Origin of the sequence: Lachnospira rogosae (ex Hitch et al. 2025) (genome assembly GCF_040096455.1) — a bacterium.
GTDB classification, from domain to species: Bacteria; Bacillota; Clostridia; order Lachnospirales; family Lachnospiraceae; genus Lachnospira; species Lachnospira rogosae.
This window is the reverse complement of record NZ_JBBMER010000003.1, coordinates 365,484-387,955: the sequence shown is the minus strand read 5'-3', so window position 1 is coordinate 387,955 and position 22,472 is coordinate 365,484. Positions and strand designations below refer to the sequence as shown.

General features: G+C 37.1%; 16 protein-coding genes and 1 riboswitch. Of the genes, 3 read left to right on the top strand and 13 right to left on the bottom strand.

All coding sequences use genetic code 11. The features are described from left to right. Positions 1–36 precede the first annotated feature (36 nt). Positions 37–924 carry a 4-hydroxy-tetrahydrodipicolinate synthase gene (gene dapA, locus WMO14_RS06015; protein ID WP_022501884.1) on the bottom strand — a complete coding sequence of 296 codons (888 nt, stop codon included), beginning with the start codon at positions 922–924 and terminating at the stop codon, positions 37–39. A gap of 171 nt (positions 925–1,095) precedes the next feature. Beyond that, positions 1,096–1,280, bottom strand: a riboswitch (Lysine riboswitch). A 116-nt stretch (positions 1,281–1,396) separates the two neighbouring features. Next, the gene (locus tag WMO14_RS06010) at positions 1,397–2,038 is read right to left on the bottom strand and encodes a single-stranded DNA-binding protein (RefSeq protein WP_022501885.1); all 642 of its coding nucleotides are present in this window, start codon (positions 2,036–2,038) and stop codon (positions 1,397–1,399) included. A gap of 478 nt (positions 2,039–2,516) precedes the next feature. Between WMO14_RS06010 and typA the strand changes: the two genes are divergently transcribed. Then, positions 2,517–4,346 (top strand): translational GTPase TypA, encoded by a 1,830-nt coding sequence (gene typA / locus WMO14_RS06005; RefSeq protein WP_022501886.1) that lies wholly within the window; start codon positions 2,517–2,519, stop codon positions 4,344–4,346. A gap of 76 nt (positions 4,347–4,422) precedes the next feature. Beyond that, entirely contained in the window at positions 4,423–4,740 is a 318-nt protein-coding gene (locus WMO14_RS06000) for a helix-turn-helix domain-containing protein (protein WP_022501887.1), read from the top strand. 182 nt (positions 4,741–4,922) lie between these two features. Here WMO14_RS06000 and WMO14_RS05995 read toward each other — a convergent pair whose 3' ends face one another. From WMO14_RS05995 to WMO14_RS05960, 8 genes are all read right to left on the bottom strand, one after another. Continuing rightward, positions 4,923–6,713 carry an ABC transporter ATP-binding protein gene (locus WMO14_RS05995; RefSeq protein WP_082421509.1) on the bottom strand — a complete coding sequence of 597 codons (1,791 nt, stop codon included), beginning with the start codon at positions 6,711–6,713 and terminating at the stop codon, positions 4,923–4,925. Positions 6,714–6,865: 152 nt separating this feature from the next. Beyond that, entirely contained in the window at positions 6,866–8,422 is a 1,557-nt protein-coding gene (locus WMO14_RS05990) for a glycoside hydrolase family 28 protein (protein ID WP_022501889.1), read from the bottom strand. Further along, positions 8,413–9,354 carry a glycoside hydrolase family 88 protein gene (locus tag WMO14_RS05985; RefSeq protein ID WP_022501890.1) on the bottom strand — a complete coding sequence of 314 codons (942 nt, stop codon included), beginning with the start codon at positions 9,352–9,354 and terminating at the stop codon, positions 8,413–8,415. The genes WMO14_RS05990 and WMO14_RS05985 overlap by 10 nt, the downstream gene beginning before the upstream one ends. Positions 9,355–9,559: 205 nt before the next feature. Continuing rightward, complete coding sequence (locus WMO14_RS05980; RefSeq protein WP_349153453.1) at positions 9,560–11,512, bottom strand: family 43 glycosylhydrolase; 1,953 nt, start codon at positions 11,510–11,512, stop codon at positions 9,560–9,562. Between the two features lie 209 nt (positions 11,513–11,721). After that, positions 11,722–12,585, bottom strand: a complete 864-nt coding sequence (locus tag WMO14_RS05975) for a carbohydrate ABC transporter permease (protein WP_349153452.1) — start codon at positions 12,583–12,585, stop codon at positions 11,722–11,724. 11 nt (positions 12,586–12,596) lie between these two features. Next, entirely contained in the window at positions 12,597–14,093 is a 1,497-nt protein-coding gene (locus tag WMO14_RS05970; RefSeq protein ID WP_022501893.1) for an ABC transporter permease subunit, read from the bottom strand. Between the two features lie 133 nt (positions 14,094–14,226). After that, positions 14,227–15,795, bottom strand: coding sequence for an extracellular solute-binding protein (locus tag WMO14_RS05965; RefSeq protein WP_022501894.1), 1,569 nt, complete (start codon positions 15,793–15,795; stop codon positions 14,227–14,229). 422 nt (positions 15,796–16,217) lie between these two features. Continuing rightward, the gene (locus tag WMO14_RS05960; RefSeq protein WP_022501895.1) at positions 16,218–16,859 is read right to left on the bottom strand and encodes a YigZ family protein; all 642 of its coding nucleotides are present in this window, start codon (positions 16,857–16,859) and stop codon (positions 16,218–16,220) included. Between the two features lie 153 nt (positions 16,860–17,012). On the opposite strand from WMO14_RS05960, the gene WMO14_RS05955 reads away from it, so the two are divergent. Next, positions 17,013–19,766 carry a transglycosylase domain-containing protein gene (locus WMO14_RS05955; RefSeq protein ID WP_349153451.1) on the top strand — a complete coding sequence of 918 codons (2,754 nt, stop codon included), beginning with the start codon at positions 17,013–17,015 and terminating at the stop codon, positions 19,764–19,766. Positions 19,767–19,994: 228 nt separating this feature from the next. Here WMO14_RS05955 and spoVAE read toward each other — a convergent pair whose 3' ends face one another. The 3 genes from spoVAE to WMO14_RS05940 form a co-directional block, all read right to left on the bottom strand. Beyond that, positions 19,995–20,354, bottom strand: a complete 360-nt coding sequence (gene spoVAE / locus WMO14_RS05950) for a stage V sporulation protein AE (RefSeq protein WP_022501897.1) — start codon at positions 20,352–20,354, stop codon at positions 19,995–19,997. 90 nt (positions 20,355–20,444) lie between these two features. Beyond that, the gene (locus tag WMO14_RS05945; protein WP_022501898.1) at positions 20,445–21,500 is read right to left on the bottom strand and encodes a stage V sporulation protein AD; all 1,056 of its coding nucleotides are present in this window, start codon (positions 21,498–21,500) and stop codon (positions 20,445–20,447) included. A gap of 177 nt (positions 21,501–21,677) precedes the next feature. Then, a complete protein-coding gene (locus WMO14_RS05940) occupies positions 21,678–22,472 on the bottom strand; it encodes a class I SAM-dependent methyltransferase (RefSeq protein ID WP_055174313.1) in 795 nt (264 codons plus the stop codon).

The following is a 22,472-nucleotide window of genomic DNA, read 5'->3' as shown; positions in this document are numbered from 1 at the left end:
ACACTTCTTTTATCTGCCAAATTATAGATTCTTACACTACTTTATAAGTCCGTAATTCTTAAGTGCTGTCTTTAACTTATTAAGGTTAGCTTCTTCCATTTCGCAAAGAGGCATTCTGAGTGGTCCTACTTCCATACCCATAAGATTAAGAGCTGTCTTAACTGGAATAGGATTAACCTCACTGAATAAAGCATCTACAAGCTCAAGTGCCTCAAACTGTAACTGACGGCTCTTTTCAATATTACCGGCAAAGAACTCAGCACATATGTCGTGTGTCTGCTTTGGTGCAACATTTGATAATACAGATATAACACCCTTAGCACCAATAGACATAAGCGGTACGATAAGTCCGTCTTCACCTGAATACATATCAAGACAGCCTTCTGCTAACATCATTGTCTTAGATTCCTGTGAAAGATTGCCTGTTGCAGCCTTAATGGCTACGATATTATCTACTTCCCTGGCAAGCTTTACTGCTGTCTCTGGCTGAATGTTGCAGCCTGTTCTGCTTGGTACATTATACATAATAATTGGAAGGTCAATTGATCTGGCAACTGCTGTGTAATGCTCTATAAGTCCCTTCTGTGTAGCCTTATTATAGTAAGGTGTTACAACAAGACATCCGTCAACGCCTGCCGCCTGTGCTTCCTTTGAAAGTTCAACAGCTGTCTTAGTACAGTTAGAACCTGTTCCTGCAACAACAGGAACTCTCTTTTTAACATAATCAGCAGTAAATCTTATAGCTTCGATATGCTCTTTTTCTGTCATAGTTGCAGACTCACCAGTTGTTCCACAGATAACAATCGCATCTGTTGAATTATTAATCTGATAATCAAGAAGCTCTGCAAGCTTATCATAGTTGATTTCTCCATTGGCTTTCATTGGTGTGACAATAGCGACACCTGCACCTGTAAATATTGACATAACTCCTCCATTCCAACGCTTATCCGTTGTATTAATATTAATTATTTCAATTCTATTCCTGTATTGTCTAATAGAGTACAACGTTTAAATAACCCTTTTACAATAAAACAGACCGATCTAATGACAGACCGGCCTAAGTAAGAATTCATTATACAAATATCATTATATAAATCTTCGCGTAGCCCTCCATCATAAGGCATCAATGCCCATAATGACAGTCATAAGATTATTAACCTTATGCCCAGCATATAACTTCCCTGAATTATATGCTTCGGCACTTTCCCCTTTCGCTGCACATCATATGCTTGGGGACATCCGTACAGTTACTCTTGAATCGTGCGACCTCTACTTTGTAGAATTAAAAGTTAATTTGACTATATCACTTGCGTAGTTCATTGTCAATATCAACACATTCTTATTTATATGATGTCAGGTGTAAATAGCCATAAACTATTCGTGACTACGCAATATTTTATTCTTCTTCAACTAAATCAATCTTGCTGACAGAAACCTCATAGGCTACTCTCTTCTCAACTGACTCCTCATCAACCTTTTTGGTGTATTCTCTTGACTGTACTCTTCCACATATCTGAAGGTGGCTTCCTACTTCAAGTCCGCCTGCAAATCTTGCATTTCTTCCCCACGCAATACATGGTATGTAATCAGACTTGCCATATGGTCTGTTGACAGCTACAAGAATATCAGCTATCTCTCTTCCTAATGGAGTCTTTCTATATATAGGTGGCTTACATACATAGCCATCAAGGAATATCTGATTAGACTTTGACTGCTCCTCTGGAATATCTTCATCTTCTATAAAGCGTAATTCTCTTACAAATATTGAAAGAACGAGCTTATTCTTAACACCTTCGTGTCTGTTATAAGAACGGAACTGTCCAGATACCTCTATCTTCATTCCCCTGTAGTCTTTAGTTACATCAATAAGTCTTTCACTTATCATAAGTGGAATTATATCCACCATATCACTGAGACGGTTGACAGATACATTTGCAATATAAAAGCCCTCTCCAAATACCTCGTGGCTAAATGTAAATTCTGATACCACTTCTCCGATGATACACACCCTGTTGTTTTCAATTACCTTATCAAGCATAAGTATTTCTCCCTTCTTTGACCGATATTATTATGCCTCGGTCCTGTGCTTTATTTATTGTTCTCAATATGTATATGTTCTAACTTGCTGTAATATTACAAAAATATTTTGAAAAAGTTGTGTACAAATTATAATATTTTTGAAAACATTATAAAAATACTGTGTTTTACTGTATTTACACAAATTGTATTTTTTTACGAACATAGTGGTATACCGGTATACTTCTATTAAAATATATGTTATAGTCTTACTAGCATAATCGCAATTATTAAATATTAATATGTATATATATGTGCAATCTGCTATAAAATATATTTGATATTTTTTAATATTTTTACCATATATACTATTGTATTTTGATAGCTTTGTGATAGAATATAAAAGTTGCTAACCATAACCATTCAATGTATAATATATATTGCTGGTAAATATGTAACAGTGATTGAACATTTTGACTTATATATGAAAGGAAAACATAATGAAAACTAAACGCGAAGATATTCGTAATATCGCTATTATCGCCCACGTTGACCATGGTAAGACAACTCTTGTAGATGAACTTTTGAAACAGAGTGGTACTTTCCGTGCTAATCAGGAAGTTGCTGAACGTGTAATGGATTCTAACGATATAGAACGTGAAAGAGGTATTACTATACTTTCAAAGAATACTGCCATTCACTATAAAGATACTAAGATTAATATTATTGATACTCCAGGACATGCTGATTTCGGTGGAGAAGTTGAGCGAGTTTTAAAGATGGTTAATGGTGTTGTTCTTGTCGTTGATGCTTTTGAAGGCGTTATGCCTCAGACTAAGTTCGTTCTTCAGAAGGCACTTGATCTTAATCTTGCAGTTATCGTATGTATTAATAAGATTGATCGTCCAGAAGCCAGACCTAATGAAGTTATCGATGAAATTCTTGAATTATTCATCGACCTTGATGCAAGCGATGAACAGCTTGATTGTCCATTCATATTCGCATCAGCTAAGTCTGGTTATGCTATGGCTGACCTTGATGACGAAAGAAAGGATATGCAGCCTTTATTTGACTGCATAGTTAATAATATACCAGCACCAGAGGGTGATCCTGATGCTGATACACAGATGCTTATATCTACTATTGATTATAATGAATTCGTTGGACGTATCGGTGTAGGTAAGATCGAGAATGGTAAGATTAAGGTTAATCAGGAAGTAGCTATTGTTAACCACCACGACCCATCTTTAAGAAAGAGAGTACGTGTAACTAAGCTTTACACATTCAACGGACTTAATAAGGTAGAAGTTAATGAGGCAGGCTTCGGTGATATCGTTGCCGTATCTGGTATTGCCGACCTTAAGATTGGTGATACACTCTGTTCTGTAGAGAACCCTGTTGCTATCCCATTCCAGAAGATTTCAGAGCCTACTCTTTCTATGGACTTTATGGTTAATGACAGCCCACTCGCTGGTAAAGAGGGTAAGTTCGTAACTTCAAGACATATCCGCGACAGACTTTTCAAGGAACTTAATACTGATGTAAGTTTAAGAGTAGAAGAAAATCCTGGTTCTGAGAACTCATTTAAGGTATCAGGACGTGGTGAACTTCATTTATCTGTTCTTATTGAGAATATGAGACGTGAAGGCTATGAATTTGCTGTAAGTAAGGCTGAAGTTCTCTACCACACTGATGAACGTGGCAAGAAGCTTGAACCTATGGAGCTTGCATATATTGATGTTCCAGAAGAATTCTCTGGTTCTGTAATCCAGAAGCTCAGCCAGAGAAAGGGAGAACTACTTGGAATGACACCTATTAATGGTGGTTACACAAGATTACAGTTCTCTATTCCATCCCGTGGTCTTATCGGCTACAGAGGTGAATTCCTTACTGACACTAAGGGTAATGGTATTATTAACACTTCATTTGAAGGTTATGAAGAATACAAGGGTGATATATCTTACAGAAAGACTGGCTCACTTATAGCTTACGAAGATGGTGAAGCTGTTACTTATGGTCTTTTCAATGCACAGGACAGAGGTACTCTTTTCATCGGACCTGGCGAAAAGGTATATGCTGGTATGATTATCGGTGAGAACCCAAGAACTGAGGATATTGAAGTTAATGTCTGCAAGACAAAGCACCTTACTAACACTCGTTCTTCAAGTGCTGATGAAGCTTTAAGACTTGTACCACCTAAGATATTAAGTCTTGAACAGGCTCTTGATTATATTGACACAGATGAGCTTCTTGAAGTAACACCAACTCATCTTAGAATCCGTAAAAAGATTCTTGATTCTACAGCAAGATACAGAGCTAATAAGAAGTAATTACATTTAATCATAATTCTTCTTATTAATATATAACAACCAATTAACAATTTATAATTATCAATGGAGGTCTACTATGGATAGCGATTTAGGAGCAAAAGTTAAAAAATTAAGAATTTCACAGGGTTTAACACAGGAAGACGTTGCTAAGGCACTTGATGTAACTCCAGGTTATATCAGTAATGTAGAAAATGGACGTAATCTTATGACATTAAGAATGCTTTCATACTATGCAGAGCTTACAGGCGTTTCTCTTGACTACCTTGCAGGAAGTGTTGATAAGAACTACCAGAGCACAGCTCTTGATAATGAAATTATGCAGTTAGTATCTAAATTAGATTCTGAGACTAAGGAAAAGTTAATCTCAACATTAAGAATCTGGATTAATAACTAATAAGATAAGTTGATATAATATATGTTCTTCGTCAAGTTAAGGACTTTGAATATCACATATAAAAGAAACCTGGTGCTAATAAATGGCATCAGGTTTCTTTTTACATATTGGCTGATAATTTATGCTGTGACTTCGTTAAAAATGCAGGCAGACCCCCTCTGTGCTTTCGGGTTAGACAGACATTATGACTGTATCTTCTTCATCTGATAGAACTCACCCTTGAGGTTCATTAATTCATCATATGTTCCGTATTCTACACAGTGGCCATCAGCTATTACGGCTATTTTGTCAGCGTCTTTTATTGTTGAAAGACGATGGGCTACTATAAAGGTTGTTCTATCTTTGGTAAGGTTATTGAGAGCCTCCTGTATAAGTTTTTCTGATATACTGTCTAAGGCTGATGTGGCCTCATCTAACACTATAACCTTAGGATTTCGTATAAGTGCTCTTGCTATTGATATACGCTGCCGCTGACCGCCTGAAAGCTTTCCACCGTGCTCTCCTACCATCGTATCAAGTCCGTCTGGAAGTGAATTGATTAAATCTGTAAGATTGGCGGCTTTAACTATTTCATCAAGTGTTGCCTCATCAACGTTATCAACACCATATGTAATATTATCCCTTATTGTCCCTGAAAATAATATTGATGTCTGTGGAACAACCGCAAGATACTTTCTATATGAGCGAAGGTCAATATCCTTCATATTGTGTCCGTCTATAAGCACTTCTCCGCTGTTAACCTGATTAAAACCTATTACTAGGTTAAGAATTGTCGATTTACCAGCTCCGGATTCACCAACCAGTGCAATTGTTTCGCCTTTATCCACATGAAGATTAAGGTTATGCAGAACTGGCCTGTCGATATTATTATATCTGAATGTTACATCTTTAAAATCGAACTCACCATATATGTCCTTAATTATTTCCTTACCTTCATTCTGTTCTATGTCATCTTCTAATAATACTTCACCTATTGAATTAACCGATTCAATACCTTTGGCTATTGTAGGAATAAGAGACATAAGTGATGATACCTGACTTACGATTGTAGCAAAATAGCTCTGGTAAAGTGTTATATCTCCCGGCATTACAGTTCCTTTAATTGCAAGAAAGCCTGTGAATCCAAGACATACTACCTGAAATATCTGGAATATCGCCCAGCCTACTGAACCAAATAATGATTGTATTACATCAAGTCTGTAGCCTTTTTCTGCAACAGCAAATAATTGTCCACTCATTTTCTGAACTTCTTCCTCCTCAAGTGCATGTGCCCTTGTGACAGGAATAAGCTCAACCATCTCCATTACCCTTGCAGAAGTTTCTTCCATCTCTTTTCTGAATTCATTATTACGCTTCTTCATTACATTCCTGAAAAATACCATTGTCGCAGCGGCAATTGGTGTTGTGAGCAGAAAGAATATGAATACTACAAGGCTCTTATTAATGGTTACTATAAGTGCTATAGCTATATTAAGTGCTATATTAAGTATGCTAAGAAACATCTGCGTTGACAGTGTTTCCACCGCTTCGACATCTCGCATAATCTTGGATTGCAGACGTCCTGACTGCGTTTCCTTATGATAAGATATAGATAACTGCTGCAGCTTTCTTACAAGTGCCCTTCTTAAGCCTGTCTCTGCATATCTTGTTGCTAATGATTTGTATCTTGTATACATATAATTCATAGGAATATTAAGTGCTACAAGAACAATCATAATCATCGCCTGTATAATTATGTTCTGATAAGTTTCTGGCGAACCACTCGTTATATCATTAATAATATTCGCTGTGACAATAGGCAGTACCCATACAGGTGCATGCTTTATAAAGAAGAATATAACAGCAAGAAAGAACTTATGATAGTTGCCTTTATAAAGACCTAACAATATCTGCATAGGGTGACCTTTATGCTTTTTATAACATTCTATAAACCAGCTCTCGACATCTATTCCCTTTGGTGCTCTTAAATTCAATATACTCACCCCGCTTTCATCGTTATAAAAAGGAATGTGCCGCGGCACATTCCCCTATTTATAGTTGTAATCATATGATGATAAAGTCATAAGTTCCAAATCCTATTACGCAGGTATTAACGACTTTCTGAACTTTTGACTCTGACATCTTATTATTTCTTAATTATATTATCTACATTTTCTGCGACAATTTCTTCACCGTCACAGCCTGTAACCTTAACATTATCAAGAATAAGTGTGTTGATATTACTTACAATCATACCTTGTCTGCTTGCTTCATCACAGCCTAACATCATAGCTGCAACACCTGACTTGGCATTATCTGCGTATGTAATATTAATATTCTCAAATGTAAGTTCTTCTATTTTGCTTTCTGGAAGTCCGCATATATAAGTACCTGCAACGTGGCAGTTCTTAGCATTGATATTCTTAAATGTGAACTTCTTAATTGAAGGTGTTCTATCATCTACAGGAAGCGGCTTCTTAGAACCAACATACTCTGTCTTACCATCCGGGTCACAGAAATAGAAGCTGTTGACTACAAATGGTGTCATAACATTATCCATATCTATATTCTCGAAAGAAATGTCATCAAGAACTGAAAGCTTTCCTCTTCCTCGTCTTGTCTTAACTCTTAAGCCTCTGTCTGTGTTCATAAACAGGCAGTCTTTGATATGCACGTCCATAACACCTGCGGCAATCTCGCTTCCTACTGTTACAGCTCCGTGTCCATCTCTCATACAGCACTGTCTTACTATCATATTGGTTGTTGGAACATTGTACTTCTGTGCCATATAGATTTTGCCTGATTTAATAGCAATACAATCATCTCCAACTGAAATATATGTACCAAGTACAAGTACGTCCTCACAGCTTTCTGGATCAAGACCATCTGTGTTGTGTGAGTCTGCTGGTGCTTTAATCTTTACATCTATAAATTTAAGGTGGTTACTAAAATATGGGTGAATAGTCCAGCAAGGTGAATTCTGTACTGTTATGCCCTGCATAGTAACATTTTCACAATGATTTATAAAGAAAAGGTTAGGTCTCCACGCTATATTACGCACTTTGCAGTTCTTCCACCAGTTATCGTGTGTTGTACCACCATCAATAGTACCCTCACCTGTTATAACAATATTTTTAACATTAAGACCACATATTATTGCCGAGAAAGAGTCTACCGGATTACCTTCCCATGAAGCCAGATTGTATTCTGACTTCTCATCATATGACTCAATAAGACCTGGTAATATAGGGAACTTATCTCTGTCTGTGAATGCAAGTAATGTAGCACCCTTGGCAAGCTCAAGTGTAAGGTCATCTTTTAAGAAAATGCTTGATATTCTGTAAGTTCCTTCTGGAACATATACTCTGCAATTCTTCTTAGAAGCCATAATTGCACACTGGATTGCATTGGTATCATCGTGCACACCATCACCATATGCACCGAAATCCCTTACATTAAGTGTTACAAATTCATAATCTGTATGAAGCTCGACAGGACCATATTCTTTACCGTCATATACCGCTGTTATCTCATAATCTGTATCTGGCTTGAAGCCATATAAAGATGTAACCTGCTTGTCTGTATGTGTGAACAATTCTCCATTAACATATATGTCATATTCTTTCTTGGAATAATACTTTCCTGCTTCTGTTAATTCTACAACTGCATTTCTGCTTGTATTAGTTACTAATACTAACTCCATAATGCTCCTCCCTTGCCACGGCCATAATCCTGATATTCTCTGTTGCGTACTGTCTCGCTGTATACTAATGCCGCCTTGCTTACTACATTCTTATCGGTATCATCATCAGTGAATATCTCACCTGCCATTACCTTATCGCACACGCCTAACACAATGCCTTCGTATTTCTCTGTGTGAAGTGCCTTCATTCTACATCCCTTTAATACAGCATAGGCAAACATAAGCTCTGACTCTTCATCAAAATCATCAAAGTCATCATAATCTCTCCCTGTTTCAAGAACAGCCTTAACTGATGCCTTGAAATAGTCCTGCATCTTTCTGTAGATTTCATATATCATCTGGTCCATAACTTCCATTGTATCAATAAGTGAAGCTGCATATACAGATAATACCTTAACCTTGGCTGTTGTATCTGATGAATACTTAGTGTCTGCAAAAAGCTCATCATTCATAGCGTTATACTGTCCAATAACATCATTATACTGCTCTTTTCCGCCGTCCTTTGTTTCATATGCCATATAAAATGGTTCATATGAATATGCCTTACATAAGCATTTCTTATCATCTGCATCTTTAAAATAACCTGCTTCATTTCTTGCAAAATTCTTAAAACCAGCCGCAAGCTTTACAGCTTCATTCTTATATTTATCATCACCTGTAAAATCTGATGCTGTATAGAACGCATTACCAATCATAAAATGCTTAAGGCTATTCTTATCGATGCTGTCTATAATACCACTCTCTATAACCTTATCAAGTGCTTCTGTTAATGCTTTAACTGCACTATCTTCTCTTAATGCCTTACATAATGAAGAAAGTGCGTTAAGTCTTAATCCAAGAGCGTACACATCGTTACTGCTGATTAATTCATCAACCTGTGATAACTTTGCATACATATTCTTTTCCAATTCTGAATTTCTGTTAATTATCATTGCAATCTCCTTACTATATATTAAGATGAGCACCTTGGTGCTCATTATTCCGTAATTTACGATGTCTTTCAACGCTTACAAAGTTTCGCAAGAAACTTTTAAGATGAGCACCTTGGTGCTCATTATTTCGTAATTCACGATACTTTTCAACACTTATAAAGTTTCGCAAGAAACTTTTAAGATGAGCACCTTGGTGCTCATTATTTTATGCTTTATATCTGAAATAATCAAATGCCGCATAATAATCATCTGTTCCGTGTCTTCCCTCGCTATCAGTATACTGGCTTCCATAATCTCCAGCGTAAGCATACATTCCAATCATTGCACCTGTAAAACGCTTACCCTTACGAATTCCTTCATCACACAGATAATAGACATTATCCAGAGTAACAACTTTATTATAGTCTTTATCATTATAACTATATGAAAATGTCCTTCTTAGATTATTCGTATCTATCTTAAGGTATATGTCTTTATTACTGTTATCAACGCATACACCATCGTGTGTAATGACCTCATCACCAATCTTCTCCACTACATTAAGCATAAGTCTTGGTGTTTCCTCTAACGTAGCAAATACACCGAATTTTATATAGGTGTTCTCATCATAATAGCAAGTCATGCCGCAGTTCTGACCCGGATATAATTCTGGCATACAAAGCTTGCATACAGCACTAAATCTGAAATGTTTCTGTCTTCTTAAAAGTATATTCTTAGCTTTCATAGTATCAAGGTTATATCTGCTTCCCTTGATATGAATATGAGAGTCTTTTAACTTAATGCCGTCCATCTCCGGCACTCTTGGGAACCACCATTCATTACTCAGATATGAATTATTAAAATCATCATCTGACTCATCTTCCCATATCATCTCTGGCAGATCAGGCTTTACCTGTAATGCACTAGGACCTTTAAGGTTATTGACTATCGGCCAGCCGTCCATAGTCCAGCTTATAGGGTCAAGAGCAGTTTCTCTTCCTAAAATGCTGTATCCATCGCCAATCTTTCTTCCACACAGATACACCATATACCAGTCACCATTCTGTGTCTGTACCGGCTTTCCGTGACCACACCTCTGTATTATCTCATCAGGGTTGTTCTGTCTCATAATAGGATTGTATGGGCAGGGTTCATATATTCCTTTAAGCTCCTTGCTTCTGGATACCGTTATTCTGTGTCCCGGTCCTGTTCCACCCTCTGCTTCAAACAGATAATAATATCCATCCTTCTTTAAAAGATGAGGTCCTTCCGGTGCTCTCTTATTATCTCCATAGAACAGAAGCTCTGCTTTGGATATCTGTTTAGTAGCATCCTCATTAAGCTCAAATATTCTTGCTCCCCTGTTAAGGAGCATATATCTTCTTCCATCATCATCATTAAATATAGATGGGTCAATACCATCTTCATCTATAATGGCAGGCTTGCTGTATGGTCCTTCCGGCTTATCTGAACTTACAACTATCTGCTTTCTGTATACATTACCTGTATCATTAAGTCTGTATGTAGCTGTTATATAAAATCTTCCCTTATAATAAGATATATCGGGAGCCCAGTAACCTCGTCCTCCTTCAAGGTCATCAAGAGCCGCCCACTCTGGTTCTGTAATAGCATAACCTATTATCTTCCAGTGAATAAGGTCTTTAGAATGCGATACTGGTATACAAGGATAGAATATAAATGAAGAATTAACCATATAATAATCATCTTCAACCCTGACAATTGATGGGTCAGGATACATACCTGTCCTTATTGGATTGTGATACATCTCACTTAACTTATGACCAACAACACTCTCAAAATATTCTTCTAACTCTATAAAATGATTCTGATGAGCAACCTCAAAAGGTGTCTGTAAATTAATATCTCCAGACAAAGGTGACATTCCAACTCTCTCAACCAGATACCTGCAAGTAGGTACGCTTCCTGACATAGCCGCATAATGAAGCATATTCTTATTATTATCATCGTGAATATTCATACTTGCCCTTGAATATTCAACTATATACTTCACAAGCTCAAGGTTACCCGTCTTAGCGGCAAGTAATGCCATAAGTACTCCATGTTCGTCCTTCTCATCTATAAGATTAGGCTCATTCTCAAGTATAGTCTTAACTTCTGCAATATTTTCAAGATATATCGAATCTGCTAACTTTCTCAATTCTCCACCACCTTAACGTGTTTTATATAGACAATTCCTAAGTATGTCCTAATTTTAACATATAGATATATGTATTTCTACATAAAAAATGCCAATACAACAAAAAAGACGGAAATGATATTAGCATTTCCGTCTTTTTTAATAATTATAATAATTAATCTCAACAATCAGATAATAGTTGATTAATAACTATTCTTATATTCCTGATATTACTCCTTAACGGCACCTACATTAACACCCTGTACAAAGTACTGCTGGCAGAATGGGTAGATAATCATGAAAGGTAATATAGCAACGATTGTAGCCGCATTAGAGATTGTGTTAGGGTCTACTGAATCATCGTTAGGAATATTACTATCCATAACCATATTACGAAGCTTAATCTGGAAGTTGTATAACTTATCTGTTCTGATATAAATCTTGAAGTTAGTATAATCATTCCAGAATGTTACGGCAAACATAAGACCGATTGAAGCAAGGGCAGCCTTAGAAAGTGGTAACACGATCTTAAAGAATATACCCATTGGTGAACAACCATCAATCTGAGCAGCCTCAAACAATGATTCTGGAATACCTTCAAAGAAGTTTCTCATAAGTACAAGGTTATATACGTTGATAGACATTGGTAAAATTACTGCCCATAATGTATCAAGTAAGTGTAAGTTCTGCATAACTAAGTACTTAGGAACCATACCACCATCGAAAATCATTGTGAACAATAACATATATGCGAAGAAGTTTCTTCCTGGCATTTCCCACTGAATGAGTACATAACCACCAAGTGTAGCAAGTAATAATCCCATAAATGTACCAGCTAATGTTGTAACAACTGATACAAGGAATGGACGATAAAGAGAAGCTCTTGAAATAATCGCACCATATCCACCTAATGAGAATGTGCTTGGCCACCATCTAAAACTTGTTGCTGAATGAGCATCAAATGAATCTACAATAACCTTCCACATAGGGAAAAGAATTAACAATGAAATCAATATAAAGAAGATTACATTGACTATTGGGAAGATCTTAAATTTTTTCTTTTTCTTTTTATAAACTAACTGTTCTTCACTCATCGTCTAACCTCCTATACAATTCCACGTCCACGGACTTTTTTACTTGCGTAGTTACAACCAAGTACGAGAATCATACCTACAAATGACTTGAATAAACCTACGGCTGTTGTATAACCATAATCAGAGAATGAAGCCGAGAATGTCTTATTGTAAATGTATGTCTGTAATACCTGAGAAACATCATATGTACCAGCACTCTGTGTAACGAATACTGATTCAAAAAGGTTCATAACCTTAGCAAGGTTAAGAATAAATACTGTGATGATTGTGTTAGCTAAAGCAGGAAGAGTTATATATATAAGTCTCTTAAATCTGTTAGCACCATCAATCTGAGCAGCCTCATAAAGATCTGGGCTGATACCTGATAATGTAGCAAGGAAAAGAATAGTTCCCCATCCTGTATCCTTCCAGATATTCATTACGAAGAATGTACCTGTCCAATACTTAGAGCTACCAAGGAAATCAATTGGAGAATTGATAAGTCCCATATTAATTAAAGCACCATTAACAACACCTGTGCTGTTAACAGAAAGAATTACTTTGAATACAGCAGCAACAACTACCCATGACATAAAGTGAGGTAAGTATACAATTGTCTGTACTGTCTTCTTAAATGCCATATTAGTAATCTCGTTAAGAAGAAGTGAGATAATAACTGCGGCACCTGTATTAAGTATTAACTTAACAATTGATAATACAAGTGTATTTCTGAATGCTGCCCAGAAGAATGTATCAAATTTTAACATTGTCTGGAAGTGGAATACACCAATATAATAAGGGTTAGCTAATACATATGAAGTAAAGGCGTAACGACATCCTAACATTGGCCAGTAGAAGAATAATAATACCATTACTAATACTGGCAGGAACATAAGATAAAATCCTCTGTAGTAGAACATCTTCTGCCCAATATTCTGATTTAATGTGTTAGATAAATACTTTGTATCAACACCGAGGTCTTTCTTGAATATCTTAACGACATCCCAGAACACACCAACAATAGCAACTATAAGGCCGATGATTATAACATATACACCTGAACCTACTGAATAAGAATTACCATTATAACCATTAGATAATAAATCTGAAATGTTATGGTATACATACTTTAACGCACCAGTCTTAGTCTTTCCATCAGCACTAGTAAACTGGAATGCAAACATTGAAATAAATGCAACAGCTGTAGCTGCCACAGATGTAATAATAGATAACTTTTCTTTCTTAGCAACAACTAATAAAATACCAGCAACAAGTATTAACATAAATATGTACCACATTGCAATGACACTGATATTCATAAAGCCGAATGAATATGCCTTAGGTGTATAACCATCCATAAGAGTTTCGTTAGACTTTGCAAATGGAAGTAATCCGCCTATTAACATAATAACCATACCGATAATAGCTAAATATCTGGTATTACCAGCTGGCTTACCATTAAGTGCTCCACACTTAGGGCAAATCTTTGCCTTCTTAGGAAGCTCTGTTCCACAAGACTTACACTGCATCTTTATACCCTTCTTTCCTAATATTATAGTAACAATTGCTTATATCAAGCAAAATTCGTGCCAGAAGACCAGGTCTACTGGCACGAAATATAAAGTGATGTTTAAAACATCTTTTAACACATATTAAGTAGCATTAATTCTTTCCAGCGAACTGTGTATTTAATGACTTAAGAGCCGCATCTACCTTAGAACCAACAGTCTTTGTGTATTCCTGCATACCCTGATCAACTGTCCATTCACCTCTTGCAACGTTATCAATTACTGTGTATCTTTCTGTATTGATATCACCAACAAGCTTACCAACTTCTTCTGTCATAGCAGGTGAATCTACAAGTGTAGAATGTTCAAAGAACATATCTGAGCAAGATGTAACATTTTCTGGCTGTTCAGCCTTTCCTGGATCCTTACCGTTTGTGAAGTTAGCAAGAACTAAGTTGCAGTCAAGATGAGCCTTAGCATAAAGTGTCTTAGGGTTAGTCTTCTTACCAAGGAACTTGAATGAACCATCAGCCTGCTCTTCATAGTAGTAACCCTTAGGACCATATTCCCAAAGTGTCTGGATATCTCCACCATCTAACATTGTATCGATGAAGTACTTGAAGATTCCTTCAGCCTTACCTGTCTCAGCAGCGTGAGATGTAATACACCATGATGGTGCAAGTCTTTCTGCGTATGAACCAAGTTCCTTAATTGGAAGTATTGGAATAATTGAATCATCAAGACCAGCTGTCTTTAAGTATCCTCTTAATGTATCAGCCCACTGTCCAGCCCAGTATGTAAATACACCTGATTCTGTCTTAGGATCTGATGACTTAAAGTCGTTACGTGCTGTCTGAGTTGTCTTTGTGCTTGTTTCCTTATTGATAAGACCATCGTTAACAGCGTTCTGAATTCTCTGAAGAGCATCCTTCATCTCCTTCTGAGAGAAACCATCTACATATTCACCCTTTGCCTGGTCATAGTAGAAAGTAAACTGAGCATTCTGATAGAATTCTGGAAGGTAGTTAGTATAAGGTGCTTCCTTTGAATAGAAACCTGGAGCAGAAATTACATAATCAACTCCTCTAGCTTCCTTCATCTTCTTAAGCATTGTGTAGAACTCATCATATGAGAGCTGCTTGCTTGTTAAATCTGCCTTAGAATAACCAGCCTGAGTAGCCCAAGCTTCCTTTACATATGTAACACATCCGTTACCACGAGCAGGTACGAATCCGTAGAGAGCCTTCTCACCATCAACGCCTCTTACATAGTTAGCCTGCATAATCTTCTCTGCATCTGAGATAAGTCTTCCAGAAGACTTTGTTGCTGAATTATTCCAAGCATCTGTCATATCCCAAAGAAGACCCTGGCTTGCATAAAGTGCTAAATAATCAGATGAAAGAATGATAACATCTGGCATTGCACTTGCATCAAGCATTGAGTTAGCAACTGCATCATAGTATGAGTTGTGGTCAGGACGTGTGATTTCAAAATCAAGGCCTGTTAATGACATAAGCTGTTCATCAAACTTCTCGCCCCATTCTTCTAATGTAGGAACTGTACCATCAACCATAATTGTGAAATGTCCTGGCTTTTCTACGCTTGCCCAATCTACAGTTTCTTTTGTGTTGTTTGAAGCATTGTTATTGCCACATGCTACAAGACCCATTACTGATGTAAGAGTTAAACCTACAGCAGTAAGCTTTTTAATTGTCTTTCTCATAAACTTGTAAACCTCCCTTAATTGGTTCTTGTGGGGCAACCCCACTTAATATGTTTTTTGACATTGATATATTACCATTTTTGTACTATTTTAACAAGACTATTTTTAACAATTCTTGTATTTTTTTTAATTTTTTTATGAACCCCAGTATTTATGCGGCTTCCCAGCACTATATTTTTGAACAATTTATTAACAAAACGCCCTCTATACATTCGTTTTGTATATTTTTGCTTTTATTAAAAAATGATATTTTATGTAAATTTTGCACTATTATTAAGATAATTTTAGTATTTTTTTACATCACTTTAACAATCAAATGTAATTTTTATCTAAAAACCATACTTAAATTGTGCTTATTTACCAGTGTTAATTATTTGTTCACAATTCGTCCATTTGTTACAATCATATAATTGTACGATATGTTATAAAAATATTATATTTCCAGCCATATTTCTGCAAAATTTAACATTTTCTTTATCATTAAGAACTACATTACCCGCAAACGTGTCCATCAGCTTCTTTTCAAATGTGTCACAAACTGACATTTCTGCTGCAAGTTTAATTGTGACATTTGCACCAAAGTCAGTATCAATGATATCCACATTATTATCATTACATATATACTGCAATTTGCCATATGCGTTATAATCAGTCGTTATGACAGCAGTTATTCCGTCACACACCTGTGCTATGTCCGAATTCTTAATCCCTTCTTTAGCAGCAGCCTGATATGCTCTTATAAGTCCGCCTGTTCCAAGAAGCACGCCGCCAAAATATCTTGTTACAACTAAGAGGCAGTCTGTAAGCCCATATGAATTAAGTATATCAAGCATCGGCTTTCCTGCTGTCCCCTGCGGTTCTCCATCATCACTAAATCTCTGTATCTGCCCCTTATCGCCTGTTACATAAGCATAGCAGTTATGTCTTGCATCCCAGTATTTCTTCTTTACTGCAGTGATATACTCCTCTGCTTCTTCTTCGCTTTTTATTTTGAAAATGTGGCAGATGAAACGCGACTTCTTCTCCTCTATTTCTCCACTGCCGTTCTTTAAAATTATATTCATAACTCCTCCGATTGCCTGTCATTCATTTCTATGGTACAATAAGGTATCCGTGTTACGGATTATCACTTTAAATCCTTATTGGATTTTGTACCTTGCATTTGGTAAATAATATCATAGTTTTACCATTTATAACAATATGGAGGATTTACAATTATGAATTATGGTGGAAACGGCATAAGACGAAAGAAAAAGCTCCTTAATTCATCAGCAACGAAGTTTAGGACTAAGTTTAACATTTTCTTTATCAAACTACTTCTTGTTGGTGCAATTGCAGTTGTAATAAGCGGCTCATGCCTTATATTCGGTGCTGCACAGGGCATAATTGAGAGTGCACCTGATATATCGTCAATCAATGTTTCACCCGAAGGTTACGCAACTAAGATATACGATAACAATGGTGAAGAAATACAGACGCTTGCAACAACCGGAGCTAACAGAATATACGCTTCCCTTGACCAGATTCCAGTATATCTTCAGCACGCATTTGTTGCTATTGAAGATGAAAGATTCTACAAGCATAACGGAATTGACCTTCAGGGTATTATGAGAGCTGCCATGATTACTGTATCCGATGGCGAGATGTCACAGGGTGCCAGTACAATCACACAGCAGTTACTTAAGAATAATGTATTTAATGCTTACAATGAATCTACTATGGAGAAGATTAAAAGAAAGGTTCAGGAACAATATCTTGCTATCAAGCTAGAAACTGTTATGGACAAAGACAGCATTTTAGAGAACTATCTTAATACAATTAACCTAGGCAATGGTTATTATGGTGTACAGGCGGCTGCTAACGGATACTTTAATAAAGATGTATCCGAGCTTACTTTAAGCGAATGTGCCGTACTTGCTTCTATTACCAAGAACCCTTCAAGACTTAACCCTTTGAAGAATCCTGATGATAATAAGGAAAGACAGCTTGCCGTGCTTAATAATATGTTAAAGCAGGAATACATCTCTACTAATGAATACAGCGAGGCTGTTGCAGATGATGTATATGCAAGACTTGAAGGTATTGATGTATCAGCTGCTGCTTCTTCATCTAATTATTCTTATTTTGTAGATGAAGTTATCAACCAGCTTATAGATGACCTTATGCAGCAGAAGGGTTATTCTAAACAGCAGGCTACAAGTATGATATATTCTGGCGGTTTATCTGTATACACTACTCAGGATATGTCTATGCAGAACATTGCAGATTCAATACTTAATGACCCAGACTACTATCCATCCAATACAGATTTTACTATTAATTATAATCTCACAGTAAAAGAGACAGATGGAACATTTTCATATTATTCACAGAATAATATGGAGAAATGGTTTAAAGAAAATGTTGATTCTTCTTTCAGCCTTACATTAAGAAATGAAACTACTGCTCAGGGCTATATTGACCAGTACAGGGAAGCTATGACAGCTAATGGCGGAACTGTTACTTATGAGAAGTCCTATTTTGTTATACAGCCTCAGATTTCTTTCTCTATAATAGAACAGTCAACAGGCTATGTTAAAGTTCTTGTCGGCGGACGTGGAGATAAGGCTACTGACAGAGGCTTAAACAGAGCTACTGATGATGTAACAAGACAGCCGGGTTCTTCTATCAAGCCGCTTGTTGCTTATGGACCAGGACTTGATACTGGTGCTATCACTCTTGCTTCTGCTATCGATGATGCACCTTACTATTATTCAGGAACAGATGCACGACTTGTAAAGAACTACACAGAAGGACAGTATCTTGGATATATGACAGTGCGTGAAGCACTCACACGTTCACAGAACGTACCTGCTGTAAAGGTTCTTACACAGATAACACCAAGCGTTGGTTTCAGCTACCTTGAAAAGTTCGGACTTTCAACTTTGGTATCTACCAAGAATGCAATTAACGGAAACCACGATGTTGTGCAGTCACTTGCACTTGGTGGTATGACAAAGGGTGTATGTAATATAGATATGACAGCCGCCTATGCGGCAATCGCCAACAAAGGAACATATACTAAGCCAATATATTACACTAAGGTATTAGACAGAGAAGGTAATGTAATTATTGACAACTCAATACCAGAAACACACAGAGTCTTAAAAGAGTCATCTGCATGGCTTCTTACAAGCGGTATGGAATCTGTTGTTAATTCAGGTACCGCTACAAGAGCCAAGTTATCTAACCAGCCGGTTGCTGGTAAGACTGGTACTACACAGTTTGATACTGATATATGGTTCTGTGGATTTACACCTTACTACACTGCTTCTATATGGGTAGGTTATGATGATAACTCTAAGCGTGTTGACTCAGTCAACCATACCGGTATATGGAAAGCTATTATGCAGGAAATCCACGAAAATCTTCCTACTGGAAGCTTCACACAGCCAGATGATATTGTACAGGTTGCTGTATGCTCTAAGTCAGGCAAGCTCCCTGTTGAAGGTTTATGTGATGCTGACCCTAGAGGAAGCTGTATAATCACTGAATATTTTGCGGCTGACAACCAGCCTACAGAAACCTGTGATACTCACGTTAAGGTTAATATATGTAATGACTCAGGTCTTGTTGCTAACGCAGGCTGTACTAATGTTTCAACTAACATTTATGTTAAGAAGTCATCAACTAACACTTTAGGTGGTGAGGATACTTCTGGTTATACAACTGCTGATGCACAATATGCGATAACTGATGAGAAGCTAAGCAGGCTTTGTACGCTTCACTCAACAGCCGCACCTGTAACACCATCAACAACTACTAACAATAACAGTAACAATAACAGTAACAACAGCCAGTCAACAACTGCAAAGCAGAACACGACCCCGCAGAACACAACAGCTACAACCACCACACAGAACGCTTCTAATTCGCAGTCAACAACTGCAAAGCAGAACACAACCGCTTCTACTACAGGAAGCAGTAATTAATCTGTCGGTAACAATAGCTTGTAACTGTCAGCCAGCTGATTATTTAGTTATTTAATTAGTTATTGCGTTAATTAGTTCGTTAATATTCATAACGATATGCAATATAAAAAAGCCCCTGCTTACTATATTTATAAGGTCCTTCCTAAATGCCCTATAGCCTTTATGCAAGTGCTATAAGCAAACCCTATAAATTAATAAGCAGGGGCTTTTTATATATCGCTGTAAATTTTATTTCTTTTTCATCTTAGGCTCGAATATCCACGAGGCAATATAGCCGAATACAAGTGCCGCTGACACTCCCACCGCACAGGCTGTAAAGCCACCTTTGAACAATCCCAAGAAGCCCGAGTTATCAACAGCCATTTTCATTCCCTTCCATAGTACATTTCCAAAGCCTGTCAATGGAACGCTCGCTCCCGCTCCTGCAAACTGCACAAGCGGTTCATAAAGTCCTATTGCACCAAGAACAGTACCCGTGGTTACAAGTATAACCATTATTCTTCCTGGCATAAGCCTGGTCTTTTCCATTAAAATCTGTGTCAGGACGCATATAATTCCGCCTACAACAAATGCTTTCAAATAATCCATTTTAACGCCCAGCTCCTTTCTTTTACTGACATATAACAATCCTGTTATGCACTTTTAACTTATATCTGCCGCAATGCTGTGTTATGCACATTATACAGCCTCAAGCACAACGCCGTGTGCTATTCCCGGTATTGACTTACCTTCATTAAAGCTTACCTGCGATAACAATGCCCCTGTTGGAACAAATAATACCCTTTTTAATTCACGTTTTCTTAACTTGTCCAATACAAGAGTATCAAGAACTATCGCACTGCACCCACAACCACTTCCACCTGACTGGGTATCCTGCTCATTTTTATCAAATACTTCTATTCCGCAGTCCGTGTATATATCACTTATGTCTATTCCTTTCTCTTTAAGAAGTGTAAGAAGTATCTCTTTACCTGTATACCCCAAGTCACCGGTTATAATCATATCGTAATACCCTTTAGTCACTTCAAAATCCTTATAGTTGGCTTCTATAAGGTCTGCCGCTGCAGGTGCCATACAAGCTCCCATATTCATAGAGTCCTTAACACCATAATCAACTATTTTTCCTGTAGTTATACCCGATATAATTACATTTGCATAGCCGTTATCAACAATCCGGCATACATCTCCATCACATTTTGTTATCACTGGGGAATTAGATACAAGATACGCTCCTGCACCTGTAACCGTCCACGTTGAACTCATTGGCCTCTGGTTACCATATAATAATGGAAATCTGAACTGCTTCTCAGCACTTGCAAAATGGCTTGAAGCTATCGCCGCCACATTATCCGCGAAACCAGCATTAACACACATAGCCGCAAGCGATAATGACTCACCCATAGTTGAACACGCACCATAAAGTCCAAAAAGCGGCACATCATACGTCTTTAATCCAAAAGATGTCGCTATAAGCTGACCTAACAAGTCACCTGCATATATATATCTTATGTCCTCTGGCATCATTCCTGTCTTTTCTAACAGCTTCTCAAATGCAAGGCTCTGTATCCTGCTCTCTGCCTCCTCCCAGCTTTCACCACCAAATAAATCATCTTGCGAAACGACATCAAAGCAGCAGCCCAGCGGTCCTTTCTTTTCCTTAGTTCCCGCCACTGTAGCTCCTGCTTTGATGTATACATTATTATCAAATTTAATACTCTGTTTACCTGCAATCATACGCTACCTCTTAATATTTATTCATAATCAATCATCAATAGGTAGTATCTGCTTTATCAGGTAATTTATTCATTATTGTATTATTTCCCCAGCATTATCCGTTAATTATTCTATATTAATATTATCATATGAGTGTCAAAAGTAAATTCTGCCACTCACTGATGTATCCAGTTAAAATTACTTAACTCTTAATATATCAAGTGTATGTGCTGCCGCTCCGATTAAATCCTGTCTTTCGCACGTTGCAAGATGATACTTCACGAATTCTGCGAATTCTTCTTCTGTAAGCTTATTAAGATATGGTCTTATATAGTTAGCCGGTCCATCTGGTGATAATATTTTAATTCTCTCAAGCCCTGCCGCCTCATTAAGACTGTTAATATCTTCTATTCTCATATAATCATAGAGGTTCTCCTCACTTGATACAGTGTGATAATCCTCTGTCAGTCTGTTCCCATTAAGACATTCATTAATATGTCCTTCTTTAAACGCATATGTAATAACACTATATTCATTCATAAGATATGCCACAAGTATAATTCCACCCGGCTTGACAACTCTCTTTGCTTCATTAAGTGCCTTAAGCTTATCCTCAAATGTAAACAAATGGTACATAGGTCCAAAAAGCAGTGCCATATCAAATGTATTATCTTCAAAACGCTTAAGCTTAAGTGCATTGCCCTGATATGCCTTGACATTTGAATTCTTAGCCTTTAGAAGTCCAAGATTATGCTTTACTAGTTCCACCGCAGTGACATCGTACCCTTCCTCAGATAATGGAACGCTGTATCTTCCTGTTCCTGCACCTATATCAAGTATCTTTATATCACTGGCAATATCCATAGCCGCCTTAATATCATCAAGGCAGTTATGGATATATTTCATAGATGTTATAAATTCAACCCTTCCGTGACGTGAATCCAGACGTTTCTCCTCATTGAATTTATTATAATGCTGTTCTAATTCGGTCAT

Coding starts and splice junctions, on each gene's coding strand:
- dapA (WP_022501884.1), bottom strand. CDS start 924: ATGTCAATATTTACAGGTGCAGGTGTCGCTATTGTCACACCAATGAAA.
- WMO14_RS06010 (WP_022501885.1), bottom strand. CDS start 2,038: ATGCTTGATAAGGTAATTGAAAACAACAGGGTGTGTATCATCGGAGAA.
- typA (WP_022501886.1), top strand. CDS start 2,517: ATGAAAACTAAACGCGAAGATATTCGTAATATCGCTATTATCGCCCAC.
- WMO14_RS06000 (WP_022501887.1), top strand. CDS start 4,423: ATGGATAGCGATTTAGGAGCAAAAGTTAAAAAATTAAGAATTTCACAG.
- WMO14_RS05990 (WP_022501889.1), bottom strand. CDS start 8,422: ATGGAGTTAGTATTAGTAACTAATACAAGCAGAAATGCAGTTGTAGAA.
- WMO14_RS05985 (WP_022501890.1), bottom strand. CDS start 9,354: ATGATAATTAACAGAAATTCAGAATTGGAAAAGAATATGTATGCAAAG.
- WMO14_RS05975 (WP_349153452.1), bottom strand. CDS start 12,585: ATGAGTGAAGAACAGTTAGTTTATAAAAAGAAAAAGAAAAAATTTAAG.
- WMO14_RS05970 (WP_022501893.1), bottom strand. CDS start 14,093: ATGCAGTGTAAGTCTTGTGGAACAGAGCTTCCTAAGAAGGCAAAGATT.
- WMO14_RS05965 (WP_022501894.1), bottom strand. CDS start 15,795: ATGAGAAAGACAATTAAAAAGCTTACTGCTGTAGGTTTAACTCTTACA.
- WMO14_RS05960 (WP_022501895.1), bottom strand. CDS start 16,859: ATGAATATAATTTTAAAGAACGGCAGTGGAGAAATAGAGGAGAAGAAG.
- WMO14_RS05955 (WP_349153451.1), top strand. CDS start 17,013: ATGAATTATGGTGGAAACGGCATAAGACGAAAGAAAAAGCTCCTTAAT.
- spoVAE (WP_022501897.1), bottom strand. CDS start 20,354: ATGGATTATTTGAAAGCATTTGTTGTAGGCGGAATTATATGCGTCCTG.
- WMO14_RS05945 (WP_022501898.1), bottom strand. CDS start 21,500: ATGATTGCAGGTAAACAGAGTATTAAATTTGATAATAATGTATACATC.
- WMO14_RS05940 (WP_055174313.1), bottom strand. CDS start 22,472: ATGACCGAATTAGAACAGCATTATAATAAATTCAATGAGGAGAAACGT.